17 protein-coding genes are annotated in these 18,272 nt (G+C 43.8%); 7 read left to right on the top strand and 10 right to left on the bottom strand.

Annotated elements, in window-relative coordinates:
* Window positions 1-7 precede the first annotated feature (7 nt).
* Window positions 8-1,711, top strand: a complete 1,704-nt coding sequence (locus MSP8886_RS04295) for an ABC transporter ATP-binding protein (RefSeq protein ID WP_067013128.1) — start codon at window positions 8-10, stop codon at window positions 1,709-1,711.
* A gap of 69 nt (window positions 1,712-1,780) precedes the next feature.
* On the opposite strand, the gene MSP8886_RS04300 is transcribed toward MSP8886_RS04295, so the two are convergent.
* The 3 genes from MSP8886_RS04300 to MSP8886_RS04310 all read right to left on the bottom strand — a co-directional run bounded on the left by MSP8886_RS04300 (window position 1,781) and on the right by MSP8886_RS04310 (window position 5,262).
* Window positions 1,781-2,065 carry a YrhK family protein gene (locus MSP8886_RS04300; protein WP_067013130.1) on the bottom strand — a complete coding sequence of 95 codons (285 nt, stop codon included), beginning with the start codon at window positions 2,063-2,065 and terminating at the stop codon, window positions 1,781-1,783.
* A gap of 358 nt (window positions 2,066-2,423) precedes the next feature.
* The gene (locus tag MSP8886_RS04305; RefSeq protein ID WP_175365267.1) at window positions 2,424-3,323 is read right to left on the bottom strand and encodes a VirK/YbjX family protein; all 900 of its coding nucleotides are present in this window, start codon (window positions 3,321-3,323) and stop codon (window positions 2,424-2,426) included.
* 310 nt (window positions 3,324-3,633) lie between these two features.
* A complete protein-coding gene (locus tag MSP8886_RS04310; RefSeq protein WP_067013132.1) occupies window positions 3,634-5,262 on the bottom strand; it encodes a methyl-accepting chemotaxis protein in 1,629 nt (542 codons plus the stop codon).
* A 152-nt stretch (window positions 5,263-5,414) separates the two neighbouring features.
* On the opposite strand from MSP8886_RS04310, the gene MSP8886_RS04315 reads away from it, so the two are divergent.
* Window positions 5,415-6,248 carry an SDR family NAD(P)-dependent oxidoreductase gene (locus MSP8886_RS04315; RefSeq protein WP_067013134.1) on the top strand — a complete coding sequence of 278 codons (834 nt, stop codon included), beginning with the start codon at window positions 5,415-5,417 and terminating at the stop codon, window positions 6,246-6,248.
* Here MSP8886_RS04315 and MSP8886_RS04320 read toward each other — a convergent pair.
* A complete protein-coding gene (locus MSP8886_RS04320) occupies window positions 6,226-7,284 on the bottom strand; it encodes an alpha/beta hydrolase (RefSeq protein WP_083200820.1) in 1,059 nt (352 codons plus the stop codon). The genes MSP8886_RS04315 and MSP8886_RS04320 overlap by 23 nt on opposite strands.
* A 22-nt stretch (window positions 7,285-7,306) precedes the next feature.
* Window positions 7,307-7,597, bottom strand: coding sequence for an HlyU family transcriptional regulator (locus MSP8886_RS04325; RefSeq protein ID WP_067013136.1), 291 nt, complete (start codon window positions 7,595-7,597; stop codon window positions 7,307-7,309).
* Between the two features lie 143 nt (window positions 7,598-7,740).
* On the opposite strand from MSP8886_RS04325, the gene MSP8886_RS04330 reads away from it, so the two are divergent.
* Together MSP8886_RS04330 and MSP8886_RS04335 are read left to right on the top strand one after the other, a co-directional pair.
* The gene (locus tag MSP8886_RS04330; RefSeq protein ID WP_067013138.1) at window positions 7,741-8,718 is read left to right on the top strand and encodes a LacI family DNA-binding transcriptional regulator; all 978 of its coding nucleotides are present in this window, start codon (window positions 7,741-7,743) and stop codon (window positions 8,716-8,718) included.
* Window positions 8,719-8,873: 155 nt separating this feature from the next.
* Window positions 8,874-11,333 carry a glycoside hydrolase family 3 C-terminal domain-containing protein gene (locus MSP8886_RS04335; RefSeq protein ID WP_067013140.1) on the top strand — a complete coding sequence of 820 codons (2,460 nt, stop codon included), beginning with the start codon at window positions 8,874-8,876 and terminating at the stop codon, window positions 11,331-11,333.
* A 115-nt stretch (window positions 11,334-11,448) separates the two neighbouring features.
* Here MSP8886_RS04335 and MSP8886_RS04340 read toward each other — a convergent pair whose 3' ends face one another.
* Both MSP8886_RS04340 and MSP8886_RS04345 read right to left on the bottom strand, forming a co-directional pair.
* The gene (locus tag MSP8886_RS04340; protein WP_067013142.1) at window positions 11,449-12,462 is read right to left on the bottom strand and encodes a GGDEF domain-containing protein; all 1,014 of its coding nucleotides are present in this window, start codon (window positions 12,460-12,462) and stop codon (window positions 11,449-11,451) included.
* A gap of 102 nt (window positions 12,463-12,564) precedes the next feature.
* A complete protein-coding gene (locus MSP8886_RS04345) occupies window positions 12,565-13,041 on the bottom strand; it encodes a LabA-like NYN domain-containing protein (protein ID WP_067013144.1) in 477 nt (158 codons plus the stop codon).
* 134 nt (window positions 13,042-13,175) lie between these two features.
* Here MSP8886_RS04345 and MSP8886_RS04350 point away from each other — a divergent pair, with 134 nt between their 5' ends.
* Entirely contained in the window at window positions 13,176-13,535 is a 360-nt protein-coding gene (locus tag MSP8886_RS04350) for a DUF4870 family protein (RefSeq protein WP_067013146.1), read from the top strand.
* Window positions 13,536-13,554: 19 nt separating this feature from the next.
* Here MSP8886_RS04350 and MSP8886_RS04355 read toward each other — a convergent pair whose 3' ends face one another.
* Together MSP8886_RS04355 and MSP8886_RS04360 are read right to left on the bottom strand one after the other, a co-directional pair.
* Window positions 13,555-14,496 carry an aq_1923 C-terminal domain gene (locus tag MSP8886_RS04355; protein ID WP_067013148.1) on the bottom strand — a complete coding sequence of 314 codons (942 nt, stop codon included), beginning with the start codon at window positions 14,494-14,496 and terminating at the stop codon, window positions 13,555-13,557.
* Between the two features lie 13 nt (window positions 14,497-14,509).
* Window positions 14,510-14,992: a GNAT family N-acetyltransferase gene (locus MSP8886_RS04360; RefSeq protein ID WP_067013150.1), complete on the bottom strand. Its 483-nt coding sequence runs from the start codon at window positions 14,990-14,992 to the stop codon at window positions 14,510-14,512.
* A gap of 175 nt (window positions 14,993-15,167) precedes the next feature.
* Here MSP8886_RS04360 and MSP8886_RS04365 point away from each other — a divergent pair, with 175 nt between their 5' ends.
* A complete protein-coding gene (locus tag MSP8886_RS04365; RefSeq protein WP_245659027.1) occupies window positions 15,168-16,451 on the top strand; it encodes a ribonuclease J in 1,284 nt (427 codons plus the stop codon).
* A gap of 6 nt (window positions 16,452-16,457) precedes the next feature.
* On the opposite strand, the gene epmB is transcribed toward MSP8886_RS04365, so the two are convergent.
* Entirely contained in the window at window positions 16,458-17,528 is a 1,071-nt protein-coding gene (gene epmB / locus MSP8886_RS04370; RefSeq protein ID WP_245659028.1) for an EF-P beta-lysylation protein EpmB, read from the bottom strand.
* Between the two features lie 156 nt (window positions 17,529-17,684).
* On the opposite strand from epmB, the gene efp reads away from it, so the two are divergent.
* The gene (gene efp, locus MSP8886_RS04375; RefSeq protein ID WP_067013152.1) at window positions 17,685-18,260 is read left to right on the top strand and encodes an elongation factor P; all 576 of its coding nucleotides are present in this window, start codon (window positions 17,685-17,687) and stop codon (window positions 18,258-18,260) included.
* The last annotated feature ends 12 nt before the right edge of the window (window positions 18,261-18,272 follow it).

The following is an 18,272-nucleotide window of genomic DNA, read 5'->3' on the forward strand; positions in this document are numbered from 1 at the left end:
TAAGAATATGAAAACGCCATTAGTCCGTATTAGTAACCTAAAAATTGACTTCAAAATGGAAGACGGTCGTTATTTTGAAGCCCTTAAACGTATAAGTTTTGATATTCCTCATCATACCGTGTTAGCACTGGTGGGGGAGTCCGGCTCGGGAAAATCTGTCACCTCGACCGCTTTAATGGGGTTGTTACCTGAGTCAAATACCGTGATCGATCAGGACAGTTGTATTGAGTTTAATGGTCGCTCGGTATTAGCCATGAGCAAAAAGGAGCTGCGCCGTCTGCGGGGCGGCGATATTGCGATGATCTTTCAGGATCCAATGAGTTCGTTGAATCCCGTATTTACCATAGGTGATCAGATCATTGAAACCTTGCAAGAACACAAATCCATGAGCAAAAAAGCCGCACGACAAAAGGCGATTGATTTGCTGACAGAGGTGGGGCTACCGAATCCTGAAAGTCGTATTCATGCCTATCCCCATGAACTGTCTGGTGGTCAGCAACAACGGGTGATGATTGCCATCGCCATCGCTTGTGAGCCCAAACTATTAATTGCTGATGAGCCGACGACCGCTTTGGATGTGACCATTCAAAAACAGATTTTAGAACTGATTGCTAAGATGCAGAAAAAGCATGGCATGTCAGTGTTATTTGTCACCCACGATCTTGGGGTTGTCGCGGAGTTTGCAGATAACGTTGTGGTGATGCGTCATGGCGAAATTTGTGAGTCAGGTGGGATTGAAGAGGTGTTTAGTCGCCCTAAGCATCCTTACACGAAGGCATTGTTAAACTGTCGACCGAGTCTAACGTATCGTCCTGAGCGCTTGGCAGTGATTGATGATTTTCTCCAAGGAGAGGAGTATCAATTGCCTGCGGATCGTCCTCGGGGGTATCAAGAAGGTAATCCAGTCATCCTCGAAGTGAAGAACCTTTGTAAGTACTTTAAAATTAAAACGGGCCTGTTTCGGTATATTGATTTAAAAGCTGTGGACGGTGTGTCGTTTCAATTGCAAAGGGGAAAAACACTCGGCATTGTGGGCGAGTCTGGCTCAGGCAAATCCACCGTTGGGCATACTATTATGCGCTTGCTGGAATCGACCTCAGGTGAGGCATTGTTTGAAGGCAAAGACATTCTTAGCATGTCAAATGAGGATTTTAAGCCTTTGAAACGCCGAGTGCAGATTATCTTTCAGAACCCTTATGCGTCACTGAACCCAAGATTCACGGTAGGGCAGATCTTAATTGAACCCATGCTGCTCCATCATATTGGTAAGGACAAACAAGAGCGTGAAAAGCTTGCTCGGTCTTTATTGGATAAAGTGGGTTTAACGGCCAATGCTTTTAATAAATACCCTCATGAATTTTCAGGAGGGCAACGCCAGCGTATTGCCATTGCCCGTTGTCTAACCTTACAGCCGGATATTTTGATTTGTGATGAGTCGGTTTCAGCGTTAGATGTCTCGGTGCAAGCGCAAGTTCTCAACTTGTTGCAAGATTTGCAAGATGAGTTTCAGATGTCGTACTTGTTTATTTCCCATGACTTATCTGTGGTCAAGCATATTTCCGATCAAATCATGGTGATGCAGCAAGGAAAGGTGGTGGAAATGGGTGATGCGGATAGTGTTTATGCGAATCCTCAGCATGATTACACGCAAAAACTGATCGCTTCTATCCCGCAAAATCCAAAGTGGTTTGAAGCAAGCTTGGCGCGGTAGTATTTAGTTATCTTCATAAAGTGCTTTGAAGTAAAAAGGCGAATCCAGCGGGGGTCGCCTTTTTACTGTTCAATAGCTGTCCGAGTTGTCGGGCAGTCTTTTCAAATGGATGCTGCGAGCTAAACGAATAATAGGACGGATCATCAGCTGTAAACTGCCTATTAAAAACAGCCAAGTACCAATGGTTAGTATTTCACCGTCATAAAAGAAGCACACACTACCGATGGCAAACCACATTGCCAGCATCAGGTCATTAATGATGCTCAGCACTTCGTAGCGTCGGTGAATGATTAACTCATCGTGACCGAAAATAAAAATCAAATCGCTTGATTGGTCTTGTCGCATTTGCTTCATAGTGGCCTCTCTCGCTGAAAAATCATACCACTATAGCAGGTGCTATTTGTTAACTAAAGTGTGCCTGAGTGTTAGCCGCTTATCTTATTGATTGAGTCGGCCACAAAATAACGGGATTGATAGCTATTTGTAGATTTCTGGAAACCAAGGAAGGATGTCTTCTTATAGCGGCTTTACTTTACTTTGGCCAAAATAAAAGCAGTAATCATCATTAATATGGTAGCACTCTTATAAAGATGCGAGAGAGGTTGGGCTTTGGGATCATTGGTTAATGACGGGCAACAGACCTATTTCGGCCTATTGTCCGCTTGGTAATACATTGACGTGTTATATATGGGTTATCTATGGTTGGTTACTATTATGTTCTGTCTGCCGTTTGAAATTCAGGTTTGGTGATGCTTTTGATGACGTTACCCAGTGTGTCGTTGTGATCATCTAGCCATTGGTAGCGGTCTCGATATAATTTTCGTTTTGAACTTTTGATGTCTTCAATAGCTCGACGCTCAGAAGTGAGTGGAATCTCGTAAAACCATTGGTCGTGTTCAACGGCATCACTTTCTAGCCACAGCTGATCGTAATTCATGTTGACCTTTTCGCCTGCGTTGCTATAGCGCTTCGCGTTGTATACATGAGCGCTATTTTTGACAGCGTAAATATGGTCTATTTTTAAGTGTTGAGCTAAAAACTGAGCGGTTTCAACTAAGAAAGATTTAGGGCGTAGGCCAAAAAAAGCTTTGGTAAAGGCTTTGGTAAAGCCTTGGTCATTATTGTTGCCTTGTATACAACCAATATAGACATTATTGTTTTGTACAGTAAAGCCCAGTGAATAATAGGTATGACCCTGCTCATCTTTAATGTTAACGGCAAGTTCGGCTTCTTTGCGTAACTTACCATCGAAGTTGAGGGTGAGATAGTATTCCTTCTCATTGATGGGGAGACAACGAAGGCGAATTTCTTGTAGATAAATCTGCTCTTGAGCCGATTCGGTGAAGGTATTTTCAACCCAAGTATGGTGGTCATTGAGTAGCTGGGCGATTTCTATTTTTTGAAACCCAACTCGCAGAAATGGCTTCATGCACTTCATGAGATAGTTGGGTTCGTTGACGAACAGTTTTTCACGTTGCTTATTGTCAAAAAAGCGTTTCATTTCATTAAAGGAGCGGTGATAAATCAGCGCACGAAGAACAAACTTGATGACCTCTTTCGTTTTATTCTTTCTTTTTCTTGAGCATGCTTGAAGGGCGAGTTTTATAACCACAATGAAAGTCCACTTTGCTATCGTTCGGTTCGGATGGCGCAATATACATTTTAAAAAAGACTGAATCAAATTGTCGAGTTGTTTATTCGTACTCTTTTGATTTCCTATATGTGTTTGTTTTTCGTGATAAAAATTATCATTCTTGTTTCTATGTCAAATTGGGCCACTTTTTTCTTGTGCTTTCATCGTCTTAAGGTGCAGCAGCGCACCAAAGTATCGCTATTTTACGAGGATTTAAACGGAACAGGTGAGTTCCTCTTATCTGTTCCGTTTCTTGCTGTGATGGCAGATACTGTCAATGTTATCTTGTTTAAGAGAACTGGAATTGTTTGATTTTTTGATTTAAATCATTAGCCATACGGGCAATCATTTCGCTGCCATCATTTACTTGCTGAGAGTCGTCTAGGACTTTTTCTGAGACTTCACGAATACCCATTAAGTTACGGTTAATTTCCTCTGCAACAGTGCCTTGTTGTTCAGCGGCTTGGGCAATTTGATTGCTGCGAGCAGAGGCATCGTCGACTTGAGTTAGCATATTGCCAAGGTTTTCGGCCGCAAAATGCATTCTGTCGGCACAGTCTTCTGCTTGTTTTGTGCTCTCTTCCATGGCGTTTGAGGCGATTTTTGATTGCTGTTGAAGTTTTTCGATAATTGTACGTATTTCAACTGTAGAGTCCTGTGTACGGCTGGCTAGAGAACGAACTTCATCAGCAACGACAGCAAATCCTCGGCCCATTTCACCTGCTCGAGCTGCTTCAATTGCTGCATTGAGTGCAAGAAGGTTAGTTTGCTCAGAAATATCTCCGATCACACCAAGAACAGAGTCTATATCATTTGTTTGCTCTGACAAGAGACCGATAATCTCGTTGGCGTTTTCGATGTGTTTGGTTAACGACTGGATGTTTTGATTGGTTTCGTCCAAGTCTTTACTGCTTTGGCGTGTGATGGTCTGCACTGTTTGAGTTGCTTCTGCTGTGTCTTTGGCGTGCTGAGCCACATCTTTGATGGAGTAAGACATCTCATTCATTGCTGTCGCCAGTAATTCTACTTCTTTGAACTGATGATCCATTCCATCATTGGTGTGCTTGGTATTGGCTTGCATTTGTATGCTGACGGCTTGTAACTCGCTGACGGCATGATCCACTTCTAATAAGGTTTCACTTAAAGAGGTTGATACATGGTTTGCCGCATCAGCGAGCTCACCAATTTCGTCTTTACGTTCCATTCCTATCTGTTTGGTAAAGTCCCCATCAGAAATATGTTTGAGATGCTCGGTGACGGTTTTAAGCGGATGAACAATGCCACGAACAATGGTGACACTGGCGACAAAAGATAAAATTAATAAGACAATTTCAATGCTGGCATTCTTTTTAATGGAGGACCAGAAGGTTTCTTGGACGCCACTGTATAAGGTGCCACTACCAATGACCCAGCCCCAAGGCTGATAGCCCTTTACATAAGAGACTTTTTCTTCCGCTTTTGAGGTCTGCGGGCCCTTATATTTATATTCTATAAAGCCTTGGCCATTTTTCCGGACCGTATCAACCATGGCTTGCCAATGGTGAAAGCCAGAAGCGTCCGTGACGTCTTTCATGCTTTTACCAATTAAGTTTGGCTTGAAAGGATGCATCAGTAACTTTGCTTGCATGTCGTTTACCCAGAAGTAGCCTGAGTCTGATTGGCCAAATCGTAGTGACGATAGGGCACTAAGAGCTTCTTTTTTTGCTAGTTCCTCTCCGATAGTGGTCGCTTTTTTCGCGTAATGTTCCACTAGCGAGTAGGCATTTTCGACTTGCTCTTTTACTTGTTGCTGTCGATCTTGGATAAGCTGTTTGTGAAGGTCTGAATAGGCCATGACAGCAAATACAACGAGGAGCGCCACCTGAATACCGATGAGTCCCCATAGTTTACTCCCTACTTTTACTGAGCTTAATTTCATGAAATCCCTCTACTGTTGTATTTTGTTATCATTAGAAATAATTATGGGCCAATAATGGGTTTTGTAAGCTGACCGAAATCAATATAAAGACAAGTTTGTTGGCTTTTTGCTAAGATCCAAAGACGCTATTTTTTACTATAAGAGGGATCGCTGTGCAGTATTCCATTTTAATCACAGGTTGTTCTAGTGGTATTGGTCTTGAAGCAGCCAAAATGCTGCAAGAGCGTCAATTTCTCGTTGTGGCAAGTTGTCGTCAGGTTGAAGATATAGAAAGGTTAAAGGCACAAGGGATAAAGCATGTTGTGCAGTTGGATTTAGCCAGTTCTCATTCGATTGAATCTGGTTTAAAGGAAACCTTAGATATCACTGGGGGGCATCTGTTTGCGCTTTTTAATAATGGGGCTTATGGCCAACCTGGAGCGGTGGAAGACTTATCTGTAGAGACGCTAAAAAAACAGTTTGACGTCAATTTTTTTGGCACCCATGAGCTGACCTCTCGTGTGTTAAAAATTATGTTGGCTCAGGGGTATGGGCGTATCGTGCATAATAGTTCGGTACTTGGGCTAGTGGCGGCCCCGTTTCGTGGGGCCTATAACGCCAGTAAGTTTGCTTTAGAAGGTTTAACCGATACATTACGGCTGGAACTGGCGGACACGCCGATTACAGTCAGTTTGATTGAACCAGGTCCAATCGAAAGCCGCTTTAGAGCGAACGCTTTAAAAGCCTTGCAAGAGAATGTTGATATTGCCAATAGTCGCCATAAGGCGGGTTATGAGGAAGCAATTGCTCGTTTGAGCAAAGAAGGGCCAACCTCATCACAAACCTTGCCTGCCAGCGCTGTGGTTGAGAAACTGCTCCACGCCCTTGAAGCAAAACACCCTAAATCGCGTTATTATGTTACCTTGCCAACCTATGCGGCGGGCATAATGAAACGTATATTACCCACTTGGTTGTTGGATAAAATTATGCTTCGTCAGGGGGCGTGATCTTTTCACTGGAGGGTGATGTTGTGTCTGGAGCATGAAATCTTGTTAGCCAATCATGTATGCTGTCTAGGTAGTATGCTTGTGCCTCTGGTTTTGATAAGTAGAGGTCATGAAAGCCATTATCGATGGCAGCGGTGGTTAAGTTGCTGAAAGTTTTCTGGGCTGCTTCAAGCATGCTGTCTACGTCCAAAACACCATCACCTTGCTGGGTTTCTTCTATAGTGAGTTTTCCTATGGTCGTTTTTGTGGCATGGCACATAAGGGTAGGGATGGACAGGGGATGTTTAGCCAGATTACGTTGCGCCAAAATGACCTCTTTTAACCATTTAAAGGCAAGAGGAAAGCCTTCTGCTGGTTTCCAATCGAGCCGATAGTCCCATTGTCCCCCAAATTTTTTGTGGATACTTTTGGCATAAAGTGAAATTTTCTTTGCTCGTAAATAGGAAAAAGGCAATAAAGACACCAGAATACGAATGGGCCAACTTACTTTATTAAGTACTTCTGGTGGAAAGGGGAGGGCTAAAAAGGGACTGTTTAATATCAGGCCAATAACGTCGGGGAAGCTTTTTTTATAATGGCTTTCTCGTTCCTTAGGGGCGTAGGGTTGTGCTAGATAGGTTGATACGATTAAACCACCCGTTGAGTGAGCCAATATGATGACCTCATTCACGCCTTCTTGTTTCATCGTGATTAAAGCTATGTCTAAATCTTGCCCATATTGTTCAATTGAATCACACCAATTAGGCGGTGTAGTGGGGCGAATAGAGCGTCCATAGCCCTGTAAATCCATCGCATAAAAACGGTAGTTTTGATCTATAAAATAGTTGGCAAGCCCTGTTTGGAAAAAGTAATCCGTGTAGCCGTGAATATAAAGAATAGCTCGTTCGGCATTAGGATTGCCAAGATGATTGATTAGGGTGGTATGAACGGAGGATTTGGGGCCAGGAAAGGTAAAAGTACGCGCTCGGAAGTCAGCGCCCAATAGGTCTTCATGGTCGTTAATTAATGTCCATTGTTGTCCTATTGGAGTGCTCATAAGGGCTACCTAGTTGTTTTTATTAATGGAATAAATTATCGCCTAGCTGATCGATGAACAGCTTTGTTTTTCGCACCGTGATTTCTATGCATTCGTCTCGGCCAGGGATCAGGTCTGAACGAATAAAATTGTGTTCTTTTCTGTCTTCCCCCTCTCCTTTGCTAATGATTGCCGCAACACGGAACTGGCTACCTTCTTTTATCGGTGCGGGGACAATTTCAAACCCCTTATATTCCTGCGCGTCTTCTTTCTGTTGTTCTGGAGCCGTATCGCCACCAGAAAAAAGGCCTTTTAGGCCAGATAAAATACCCATATGTATACTCCTTCAATATAGTGCTATTGTCAGGGATTTTGATGATTAGTCAAATGATTGCTCTAATACTCAACGTAGGATAAGTGGCGTTCTCAGCAAAAATACGTGACAGTATAGAGAGTAGATAGTACTAGGGTTATTTTATGAGCACAATTTCAGAGGTTGCTAAACAAGCAGGTGTATCTAATGCTACGGTTTCACGGGTATTAAGTGGTGCTGCGCGAGTCAGGGAGGAGACTAGAAAGAGGGTGATGGACGCTATTGATACGCTGTCTTATGTGCCAAATCAGGCGGCACGATCATTAGCCAGTAACAAAACCTTCACGGTTGGTTTGGTGGCGTCTAACATTGATAATATCTATTATGGGCCTGCTGCCAGCGGTATAGAGAAAGCTCTCAGAAAAGCTGACCGACATGTCATTATTGCCAGTGGTAATGATTCGTTATCGGGTGAGCGTGAAGCGGTGGACTTTCTGATTAAGCGTCAAGTGGATGCCTTAGTACTGGTGACCCGTTACATGAGTGAGGGGGAACTGGCTGAGATTAATCGTCGTTGTCCTGCTTTTGTCATGAATCAACATTTTGATGGTGATCATGGTCGCAATATTGCCTTTGACAACTTCTCTGGTGGCAAAATGGCGATTCAATATTTGTTGGATCAAGGTCATAGGCGTATTGCCATTGTGAGAGGACCGGAAAATAAATCAGATGCTTCACAGCGCCATCTTGGCTCTCTGCAAGCAATGGAGACCGCTGGTTTGGCATTAACTTACGAAGTCGAAGGGGATTTTTCAATTGAGTCCGGTGTGCAACATATGCAGAGCATCCTTCGTCTTGAGGAGCGGCCGACAGCCGTATTTTTGGGAAACGACCTCATGGCGATAGGCGCATTACATGTGTGTAATGAACAAAGGATCAAAGTACCGAAAGAGATTGCTATTATTGGTTTTGATGATACCTATTTAGCACGCTACACCTCGCCTAGTCTAACAACAGTAAAATTGCCTTTGTTTGATATGGCCAATGCCACAGCTAAGCTGTTGTTAAATGCCATATATGATTGTCAATATGACGTGCAAACTCTGTTTTCCCCGCAATTAGTATGTCGTAAATCCGCATAGCTAAAGAACAAATATGAATGGTTTTGTTTTTGATGAAATGAAAGCGCTTTCATTTTTCTTTATTCCTCCAGGCTAATTTAGTAGAGTGTTGGTCTGAGATGTTCGTATTCAGGCTGTTTAGCCATCAATCCATTATTGCGAGAAAAGGGAGCCTCATGTCAGCCACATCGATTAATGCACTGCTAGATGCCATGACACTTGAAGAGCAAGTTTCATTATTGTCGGGTCAGGATTTTTGGTCTATTGCCAGTATCCAGAGGTTGGGTATCGGTGAGCTGAGAGTGACCGATGGCCCAAACGGTGCCCGTGGCAGTGGCTCCCTGATTGGCGGAAATAAATCCGCTTGTTTTCCCTGTGGTATTGCTCTTGGAGCAACGTGGAATCCAGAATTATTGTATTGCATAGGCTCTGCCATTGCCGATGAAGTCAAATCGAAAGGAGCGCATGTTTCACTGGCGCCAACGGTTAATTTACAACGTACTGCGACAAATGGACGCAATTTTGAGTGTTATTCAGAAGATGCGGTCTTAACGGCGTCTTTAGCCGTTCAGTTTATTAAAGGGTTACAGGATAAACAGATAGGCGCGACGATTAAGCACTTTGTGGGCAATGAAAGTGAAATTCAACGCACCACTATCAGCTCGGAAATAGACGAGCGAACCCTCCGTGAGCATTATTTGTATCCGTTTGAACAAGCTGTCAAGCAAGCGGATACTTGGGCGATTATGTCGTCTTATAATAAGTTAAATGGTGTATATACCTCTGAAAATGAATGGCTTTTATCCAAAGTACTCAGAGACGAGTGGGGCTTTGAAGGGATTGTTATGTCGGATTGGTTTGGTTCGCAGTCAACGGCACCAACCATTAACTCTGGTCTAAATTTAGAAATGCCTGGGCCGAGCCGAGATCGGGGGAATAAGCTGATTGCGGCAGTGAACGAAGGGGCGGTGGATCCTGAACGGGTACGTTTCCTTGCTCACGGTATGCTGACTTTGTTAGAAAGAGTGGGGGTTTTACAGACGCACACTGAGCGAGAAGAACAGTCTCTTGACCGTCCAGAGCATCGTGAATTAATTCGCGTAGCGGGTGCGGAAGCCACCGTATTGCTGAAAAACGATAACCTATTACCACTCGATCATCCGTCGAGTATTGCGGTGCTGGGGCCGAATGCTGATAGCGCACAAATCATGGGGGGCGGCTCGGCCCAACTCAATCCGCATTATGCGATTACGCCTCTTGCAGGTCTGACAGCGCAACTTGGCGAAGAGAGCATCGTTTATGCGCAAGGTTGTTCTAATCGTCGTTATGAACCATTGATAACGGGGGCATTTCAAGCAGACTATTTTACCAATCGTGAATTATCAGGTGACCCTGTTTATACAGAAACGGTTGATCAGTTACACGCTTTTCTGATGGAAGGGTTCGGCGGTGGAAAAGTAGAAAAAAATCATTTCTCTATTTTGCTTGAAGGGGACATCCGTATCTCAGAAACGGCCGATTATCATCTCGGTGCCTTCAGTGCGGGTTATATTCGAGTGTACTTAGATGAACAGCTGATTATCGATTCTTGGGGAGACAAATGGCAGCGTGGCACAACGTTTTTTGAAGAGGGTAGTGAAGAGCGTGTTGAGTCCGTTTCATTGAGTCAAGGTCATACTTACCGCTTGCGTGTTGAATTCGCTTGTTTACCCAATAATAAGCTGGGGGTGAGTGGCTATCGAGTTGGGTTAGGTCTACCAACATCTGATCAGGATATTGCCGAAGCGGTTGAGATAGCGAAAAACACAGATACAGCGATTGTCTTTGTCGGTCGTAACGCTGAATGGGATACAGAAGGGGGCGATCTACCACATATTCGTCTACCTGGCCGACAAGATGAATTAATTGAAGCGGTGGCCGCTGTTAATTCAAAAACGATTGTTGTGTTACAAACAGGAGGGCCCGTTGAAATGCCGTGGTTGAATAAAGTGAGTGCGGTATTGCAAGCATGGTATCCTGGGCAAGAAGCAGGCAATTCCATTGCCGATGTTTTGCTGGGTAAACAAGAGCCGAGTGGGCGTTTAGCGCAAACCTTTCCTGTTGCCTATGAAGATACTCCTATTGCCAATGGCGATGCACAGGTTTACCCCGGTAGAGAGGGGAAGATTGTCTATCAAGAAGGGGAATTCTTTGGGTACCGTCATTATGATGAACATGATATTGAGCCTTTGTTTGCGTTTGGTTTTGGTTTGGGATATGCCCAATTCTCTTTGCAAGATGCCCAGGCCGAACAAAGTCATGATGGTTATGAGGTAATGGTAAATCTTAGTAATGTCGGTAAGCGAACAGGCCAAGCGGTTGTGCAGGCGTATCTTGTCCCGCCTACAGGAGAGGCAAAGCGTGCCCCGCAAGCTTTGAAAAGCTTTGTAAAAGCCTCTTTAGAGCCCGCTCAAACGAGCCAAATTGCTTTGCCGATCTCGTTACGAGATTTAGCCTTTTATGATGTGGATGAAGGACGATGGTGTGTCGCCAGTGGGATCCATCGTGTTGATATTGGCTTTTCATCACGAGATATAAAACAGTGCGTCAATATTGAGATTGCCGAGCCATTCTTTTTGGAAGACGGGTCTTTTTAGTAGAAGATAGGCGATAGTCCATTAAAAAAACGGGACCAAGTTTGCCGTTTTTTTAATGGTGGCATAAACTGAAATCACTTTTATCCAAGGTTAACAATGCAAGTACCTTGGTGGTTTAAAATAAAGTATGATTGACTTTATTACGTCCCTGTTGCTTAGCAAGGTATAAGTTGTGATCCGCCGATCGTAAAAAATCACTTAATGATTGACCAGGTAAAAAGCGGCTGATGCCAACGCTGATGGTTAGCTGTAAGCGTAAATCATGTTGATGGAATAGGGTGTTCTCAATAAAACAGCGAAGACTTTCTGCCGTACTATAGATTTCTTGTTCGCACTTTTCACTGAGGATGATAATAAATTCTTCCCCTCCTAGGCGGTACACATCCTCTTCGTTCGCATACATTTGCAGGTTATCCGCCATTTCTATGAGTATTTGATTGCCAATATCGTGTCCGAATTTATCATTAATCGCTTTAAAATGATCAATATCAATGAGCAGCATAAAGGCTTTTATATTGTGTTGATCAATATGCTCAAATGCGGCATCCAGAGCATACCTGTTTTTGAGCCCTGTAAGAGAGTCTTCTAAGGCCATATTACGCAGCCGGAGATTGTCTTTTTGATGCTGTGACTCGTATACATAGCACAGACACCAAACGCAAAAATGGGCGAGGGTGTAATTGACCATGGCTCGATAGGGTAGAAAGCCCTCGTGTGTGGTTTTCGTATAAATAATATATAAGACGGGAAACACTAGCAGGAGGGACAAAATAAGCCCTCCACGGGAGCCAAACATCATGAAATAGACAAATGGTAACAAAATGCTCCAATAAAGAGAGCCAGCGCGAATGTCGCCTTGCAGCGGGGTGAGTAAGACGAGAACAGTAATCATCCCCACAAGGGTGTAATGCTGCCATTCTTTATCTTGGTTTTTGAGTGCTTGGATAAAGAAAAACAAGCTAAAGCTGACGATTATCAGCTCAACAGAGGCTAATAGATAGAGTTTTAGGTAAACTAGGTTCCACAGGCTATAAAAAAATGTAATGGCACAGATGATAAGGCTCAAGCCTTTATGAACGGCGAGCGGTAAATTTGGTACATGTTGGTTGTGGTGTTTATTCGGATGCATTTCTCTAACTACTCAACTGGTTTTCGAGAGGCTTTTAAATAATATGATTTTTGCATCTCTTGCGCGCATCCTTCGATAAAGAGACCATTATTTTTACCGTATTTATTTTAATAGCAAGCCTTTATTTATAGGGTGGAAATGGGTTGCCGCTTGAATGAGGGAGTGAGCTGTTAAGGCTTCGACACCAAATACATCGACCTGGGTGCCATGTTTGTCACGTAACCACCGTGCCAATAAATCAAAGTCACCATCACCCGATGCAAGGATTAACTGGTCACTCATGGGACCAAACTCCATAGCATCGATGGTAATACCTACGTCCCAATCGCCTTTTGCAGATCCATCCATACGCTGGATATAGGGTTTGAGCTTTATTTCAAAGCCAATAGCACGCAAAATATTTTGGAATTGGCGCTGTTTTTCATCGCCTCTATCTGTAGCGTAAGCAATCGCCTTGACGACGGTTTTATCTGCTGTTACCTGTTTCCAGAAGGCGTTATAGTCGAAGTTGGCGCCATATATTTGGCGTGTAGTGTAGTAAATGTTTTGTACATCTACCAGAATCGTGACACGTTTCATACAAAGCCTATTTGTATACTCAAGGCTTTAAATTGTACTCGATAACCCATAGAAAAGGCATTGTTCTTGTGTGTTCCGTTCTTAGGAAAATAATAGTTAAGAAAACGATAGCTAAGAGAAACTAAGAGTCCATTATGACCAAATTTGAGCCAAATTTTAATGTACCGCGCTTTCCGGACGATGAAGAAAGTAAGAAGCATGCCACGATTGCTTATATCTTCATGTTACTTGGCCTGTTTACTGGGGTGTTTTGGTTGGTTGGCGCCATCTGGGCCATGGTTAAACGGGAGGATGCCCGTGATACGCTTTATGAAGACCATTACCGAAACATTATCAGTACTTTTTGGTGGGGGATAGTGATGACTCTGCTCGGTGTTTTTTTAGTATTTTTCTTTATCGGCTATCTTGTTCTGTTGTTTACGTGGATTTGGTCTATTTATCGTATCATTGCAGGAACGGCTCGAATTCTTTCAAACCAACCTTATATGCGGTGAAATAGCGATACAGCTTTCGCTATGGCGTTGTGATGGAATGCGTTGTAACGGATAGTTTTGCTCCAGCGTAGAGTTGTTTGTTCTGACTCAATAACATGATCTCTTTTAAGGAAAGGGCTTTGCTGGGTGCCATTACAAAGGTTAATGTCTCAGGATGATGCCAAAAGGATAAAAGCTGATGAACAATAAGTTGTGATGTATGGCTTCCCGCTTTGGCTAGCCCCATTTCGTCTACTACCTTTTCTAAGGTTGAGGTGATATTCATCTGATTTCTCTTTTGTGCAGGATGCTTTTGTAGAGGGAACAGATGATGAACCAGCCCTGTATCATGAAAGCGAATGCTAACCTTATCAAAGGCAACACTGTCTCCATAGATAATGGGCATTGCGCTCATTTGTCTTAAGGCTATGGAGGCAAGTAGATCCGAACGAAATTCTTGTAGTGATAGCGTGTTGGTTAATAGCTCTAATTGGCTTTTCCAATGTAGAGTCCCAACTTGTTCAATGGTCAGATTTAACTTTGATGTTAATTGCCTGCCTATTTTATTTGAGGTGAACAATCCGGATCCCTTCAATGCGTCAATGCCCAATTTGCTTAATAATCGTCGCGAGTCGCGAGCAAGTGATTTATGAGGATCAAATTGAAAGCTAACCTGTAAATCAGGGTAGATGAGTGGTAGCCACTTTAATGAGATCGTTCGAAAGGCAAGCCATGGATAATGCTCGTTACCGAGTGAAACAGATTGTAAGGTTGGTGTGAGGGTAAAAGGTGAGAACGAGATGGTTTTATAGTGGACGAAAGAGCGTAATCCCGCATGTTCTAATCGCTCATCGATGATTTTTTTACTGTAATAGGTCCCTAACTCTTTTGCTGCTAAGAAAACGACCAGAAGACAGCACAAGATACTGAGTGTTACCCGCAGCATTTTTCTTGATAACAGCCAAGAAGGGGAAAGTCCCATGGAGCGCTCCTTTTTAGCTATCATGGAGTGCTAAACGTAAAATATGCTGAGGGCCTGCTGCACCGCCAGTATAACGTTGACCATTATCTTGATACCCCGCTTTTCGATAACAGCGATAAGCGGCAAGATTGTTTTCGTTAACCGTGAGACAAATATGGGAGAAATTGCGGCAATGTGTTTGAGCAAAACGACGAATGGCCTCCATGCTTTTGTAACCGATGCCTCTACCTTGAAAATCATGGTCAATTAATAACGACCGTAGCCCTAACTCATGGTGTTCTGCAAAATCATGTTGGCTGGCGTAGTCAAGATCCAGTAGAAAAAAGCCGACGACACTATCGGGTTGTGAGTTGAGGCAAATCACACAAGCTTGTTCTGTGTTTTTGAGGTGTTTTAATGTTGCATCGACCGAATTAACAAATAGGGATTGCTCTTCAGCAATAGTCAGAGCAAGAGCGTAGGGTCGTGTGGAGGCGTCCAAGTGCTTGATTATCATAAATGTTAGCCTATTTTTTTGTTAAGGTGTCTTCTGCAAACTGTGATCTTATAAGAATTCACGTACCATAGACAGATTTGAGTTTATTGAATATTAGGAGCGTACTATCTCTTCATTGATTCCCACACAAAATGACTTGTGGTTTTTGCCGTTAGGTGGAACGGGCGAAATCGGAATGAACATGAATCTCTATGGTCACAACGGACAGTGGCTCATGGTGGATTGTGGTGTCTCATTTAACGAGCCACTCAAAAACGACGATTTACATACCGCCGAAGTGGTGTGTGCTGACCCACGTTTTATCACTCAGCAAAAAGAACGCTTAGCTGGCATTGTCATTACCCATGCCCATGAGGATCATGTGGGCGCGTTACCTTTTTTGTGGAAACGCTTTAAATGCCCTGTTTATACCACGGCGTTTACGGCGGAAGTATTGCATCGAAAACTGCAACAGGTTGGACTCGCAGGTCAAGTGCCAGTCATCGTTGTTAAAGAAAATGAATCGAAACAAATCGGCGCTTTCCATGTCACTTGGCTTGCCTTGACCCATTCTGTTCCAGAGCCATTTGCGATCACCATCCATACACCCGCAGGGAAAGTATTTCATACGGGGGATTGGAAAATAGATAACCATCCAATCATCGGCAATGGCTTTTCGCCACAGCGCTTTCAGGCATTGGCTAACGATAATGTGTTGGCAATGGTGTGTGATTCTACTAATGCTTTACGGAGCGGACATTCGGAGTCAGAAACCGCCTGTTATGACGCCTTGTTAGCAACGATCGCACCAGAGAAAGGACGTGTCGTCGTCGGGTGTTTTAGTAGTAATGTGGCGAGGCTAGTATCACTTGGACGAGTCGCAAAAGAAACAGGACGTTATATGGCTTTGATTGGCCGTTCGCTTATCAATATGGTTGGGGCGGCCAAAGCAACAGGGTATTGGCCCGATGATTTGCCGTTGATTGATGCGTCGCATTTGGGGTATTTGCCAAAGGAAGAAGTGTTGGCTGTTGTGACAGGGAGTCAAGGTGAGCCAAGAGCGACGCTGAATCGACTTGCTGCTGACTCCTGTTTTGATTTGACGGTTGAAGCGGATGATTTAGTTATCTTCAGTGCCATGATGATTCCAGGTAATGAGAAAGCCATCATGGGTTTAGTCGCTCAGTTTAAAGGGCGAAACATTCGTACACTTCAACAGCAGGATACGGATTTACCTATCCATGTCAGCGGGCATCCTTGCCGCGATGAGCTGGCGCAACTGTATAGTTTAGTCCGACCCAAATTCGCGGTTCCGGTTCATGGGGAGCCAGAGCATTTACGAGGGAATGCCGAAGTGGCAAAACTGAGCCAAGTCCCCAGTCAGCTTGTTGGACAAAATGGCGACTTATATCAGTTTGCTCCACAGGTTTGTATTCGCCGTCAATTGGTAAAAACAGGGCGTATTGCTCTTGCTCGATAGCCTTGATTAGGTGCTACTGTCAAGAATAGGCGCTAAGACAGTTTTAGCTGCTCTGCCTGGGATTTCTTTCGCGAGTCTTGGTACTAAATAGCCGGGCAATTCTGCTGCGACCTTGCCCATTAGTCGTTGGGCTTCTTCGATAGAAATATCAAAATGGGCAGCCCCTTCCACTGGGTCTAAGGTGAACATATAATAAGGTATGATACCTGCTTTAAACACCGCTTCACTTAGATTGACTTGTGCTTCTATTGTGTCATTTACGCCTCTTAGCAATACTCCTTGATTAAGTAAGGTGACGCCAGATTGCTTGAGTCGCTGAGCGGCATGTGTGACCTGTTCATCCACTTCATTGGCATGGTTAATATGCCAAACCATGATGATGTCTAAATGGCTGGCGTTGATCCAATTGAGCATATCTTGGCACACGCGCTGTGGAATCACCACTGGCAAGCGAGAGTGAATGCGCAAGCGTTTAATTTGTGGAAGAGCTTCGAGTTTACGAACCTTATCCGCTAAGAGCGCGTCTTTCATCATTAAAGGATCGCCACCGCTTAATATCACTTCATTAATATCTGGGTGCGCGGCTAAATAATCGATTACTGAATCCCACTCTGCTTGTGCAAGTTGGTTGTCTGCATAGGGGAAATGACGACGAAAGCAGTAACGGCAATTTACCGCACAGGAGCCTGTCGTAATGACCAATAAACGTCGTTTGTATTTATGCACAATTGCCTTTTGCGGATTGTGATCGGCTTCCTCTAGCGGGTCTTTGCTATAGCCCGTTATCGCTAACATTTCATGGGTGCTGGGCAAAACTTGGATTAACAGTGGATCGGTAGGGTTAGCGTATTCAATACGTGATAAGTAAGGACGAGGGACGAAAAGCCTGAATGCTTGGTGTGCTTGCTTGCCATGTTTGATCATGCTCTGGGGTAAGCCAAGATGATGGATGAGTTCAGGAAGTTGGGTGAGGGCCTGGGAAAGGTGCTCTGACCAAGTAACATCGTTATCTGTTTGAATCGGGATCACGTCAAATATCTGCAAAATTGGGTTAATTTGGGTTATGATTGCTGCCAACTTGTTGGCCAGTTGGGCCAGCGGCTCTTTGATATCTACGCAAATGTCTTTTGACCTGACTAAAACAGGGCGTTATAAATATGTTTGCTCAGAGTATCAGGCTGACATGATACGTTAGTTGGAGCCTTTTCTCTAAAAAATACACGGTGAGGATGTATGGCTAATATTTCTACCAGCGAAATGCGCGGCGGCACAAAAGTAATGGTCGATGGTGACCCTTGTGCTGTATTAGATAATGAACATGTAAAACCTGGAAAAGGTCAGGCGTTTAACCGTCTTAAATTGCGTAACCTGAAATCGGGTCGTGTTTGGGAGCGCACATTTAAATCTGGCGATACTCTTGAGTCTGCTGATGTGATGGATACGGAGATGGAGTATTTATACACAGATGGCGAATTCTGGCACTTTATGGACATTGATGGTTCGTTTGAGCAACACGCGGCGGATGAAACGGCGGTAGGTGAAACGAAAAAATGGCTTAAAGAGCAAGAGAAGTATGTGGTCACTCTATATAACGGAACGCCTCTTGCGGTTGCGCCACCTAACTTCATTGAGTTGGAAGTCACTGAAACGGATCCAGGCGTAAAAGGTGATACTGCCAATGGTGGTTCAAAACCTGCCTTTTTGTCTACTGGCGCGATGGTTCGTGTGCCACTGTTTATTAATATTGGTGAAGTGTTGCGTGTCGATACGAGAACAGGTGAGTACGTTTCTCGAGCAACGGGTAAGTAATGCCTATGTTTG

This window comes from Marinomonas spartinae, from assembly GCF_900089775.1.
In the GTDB taxonomy this organism is placed as follows: Bacteria; Pseudomonadota; Gammaproteobacteria; order Pseudomonadales; family Marinomonadaceae; genus Marinomonas; species Marinomonas spartinae.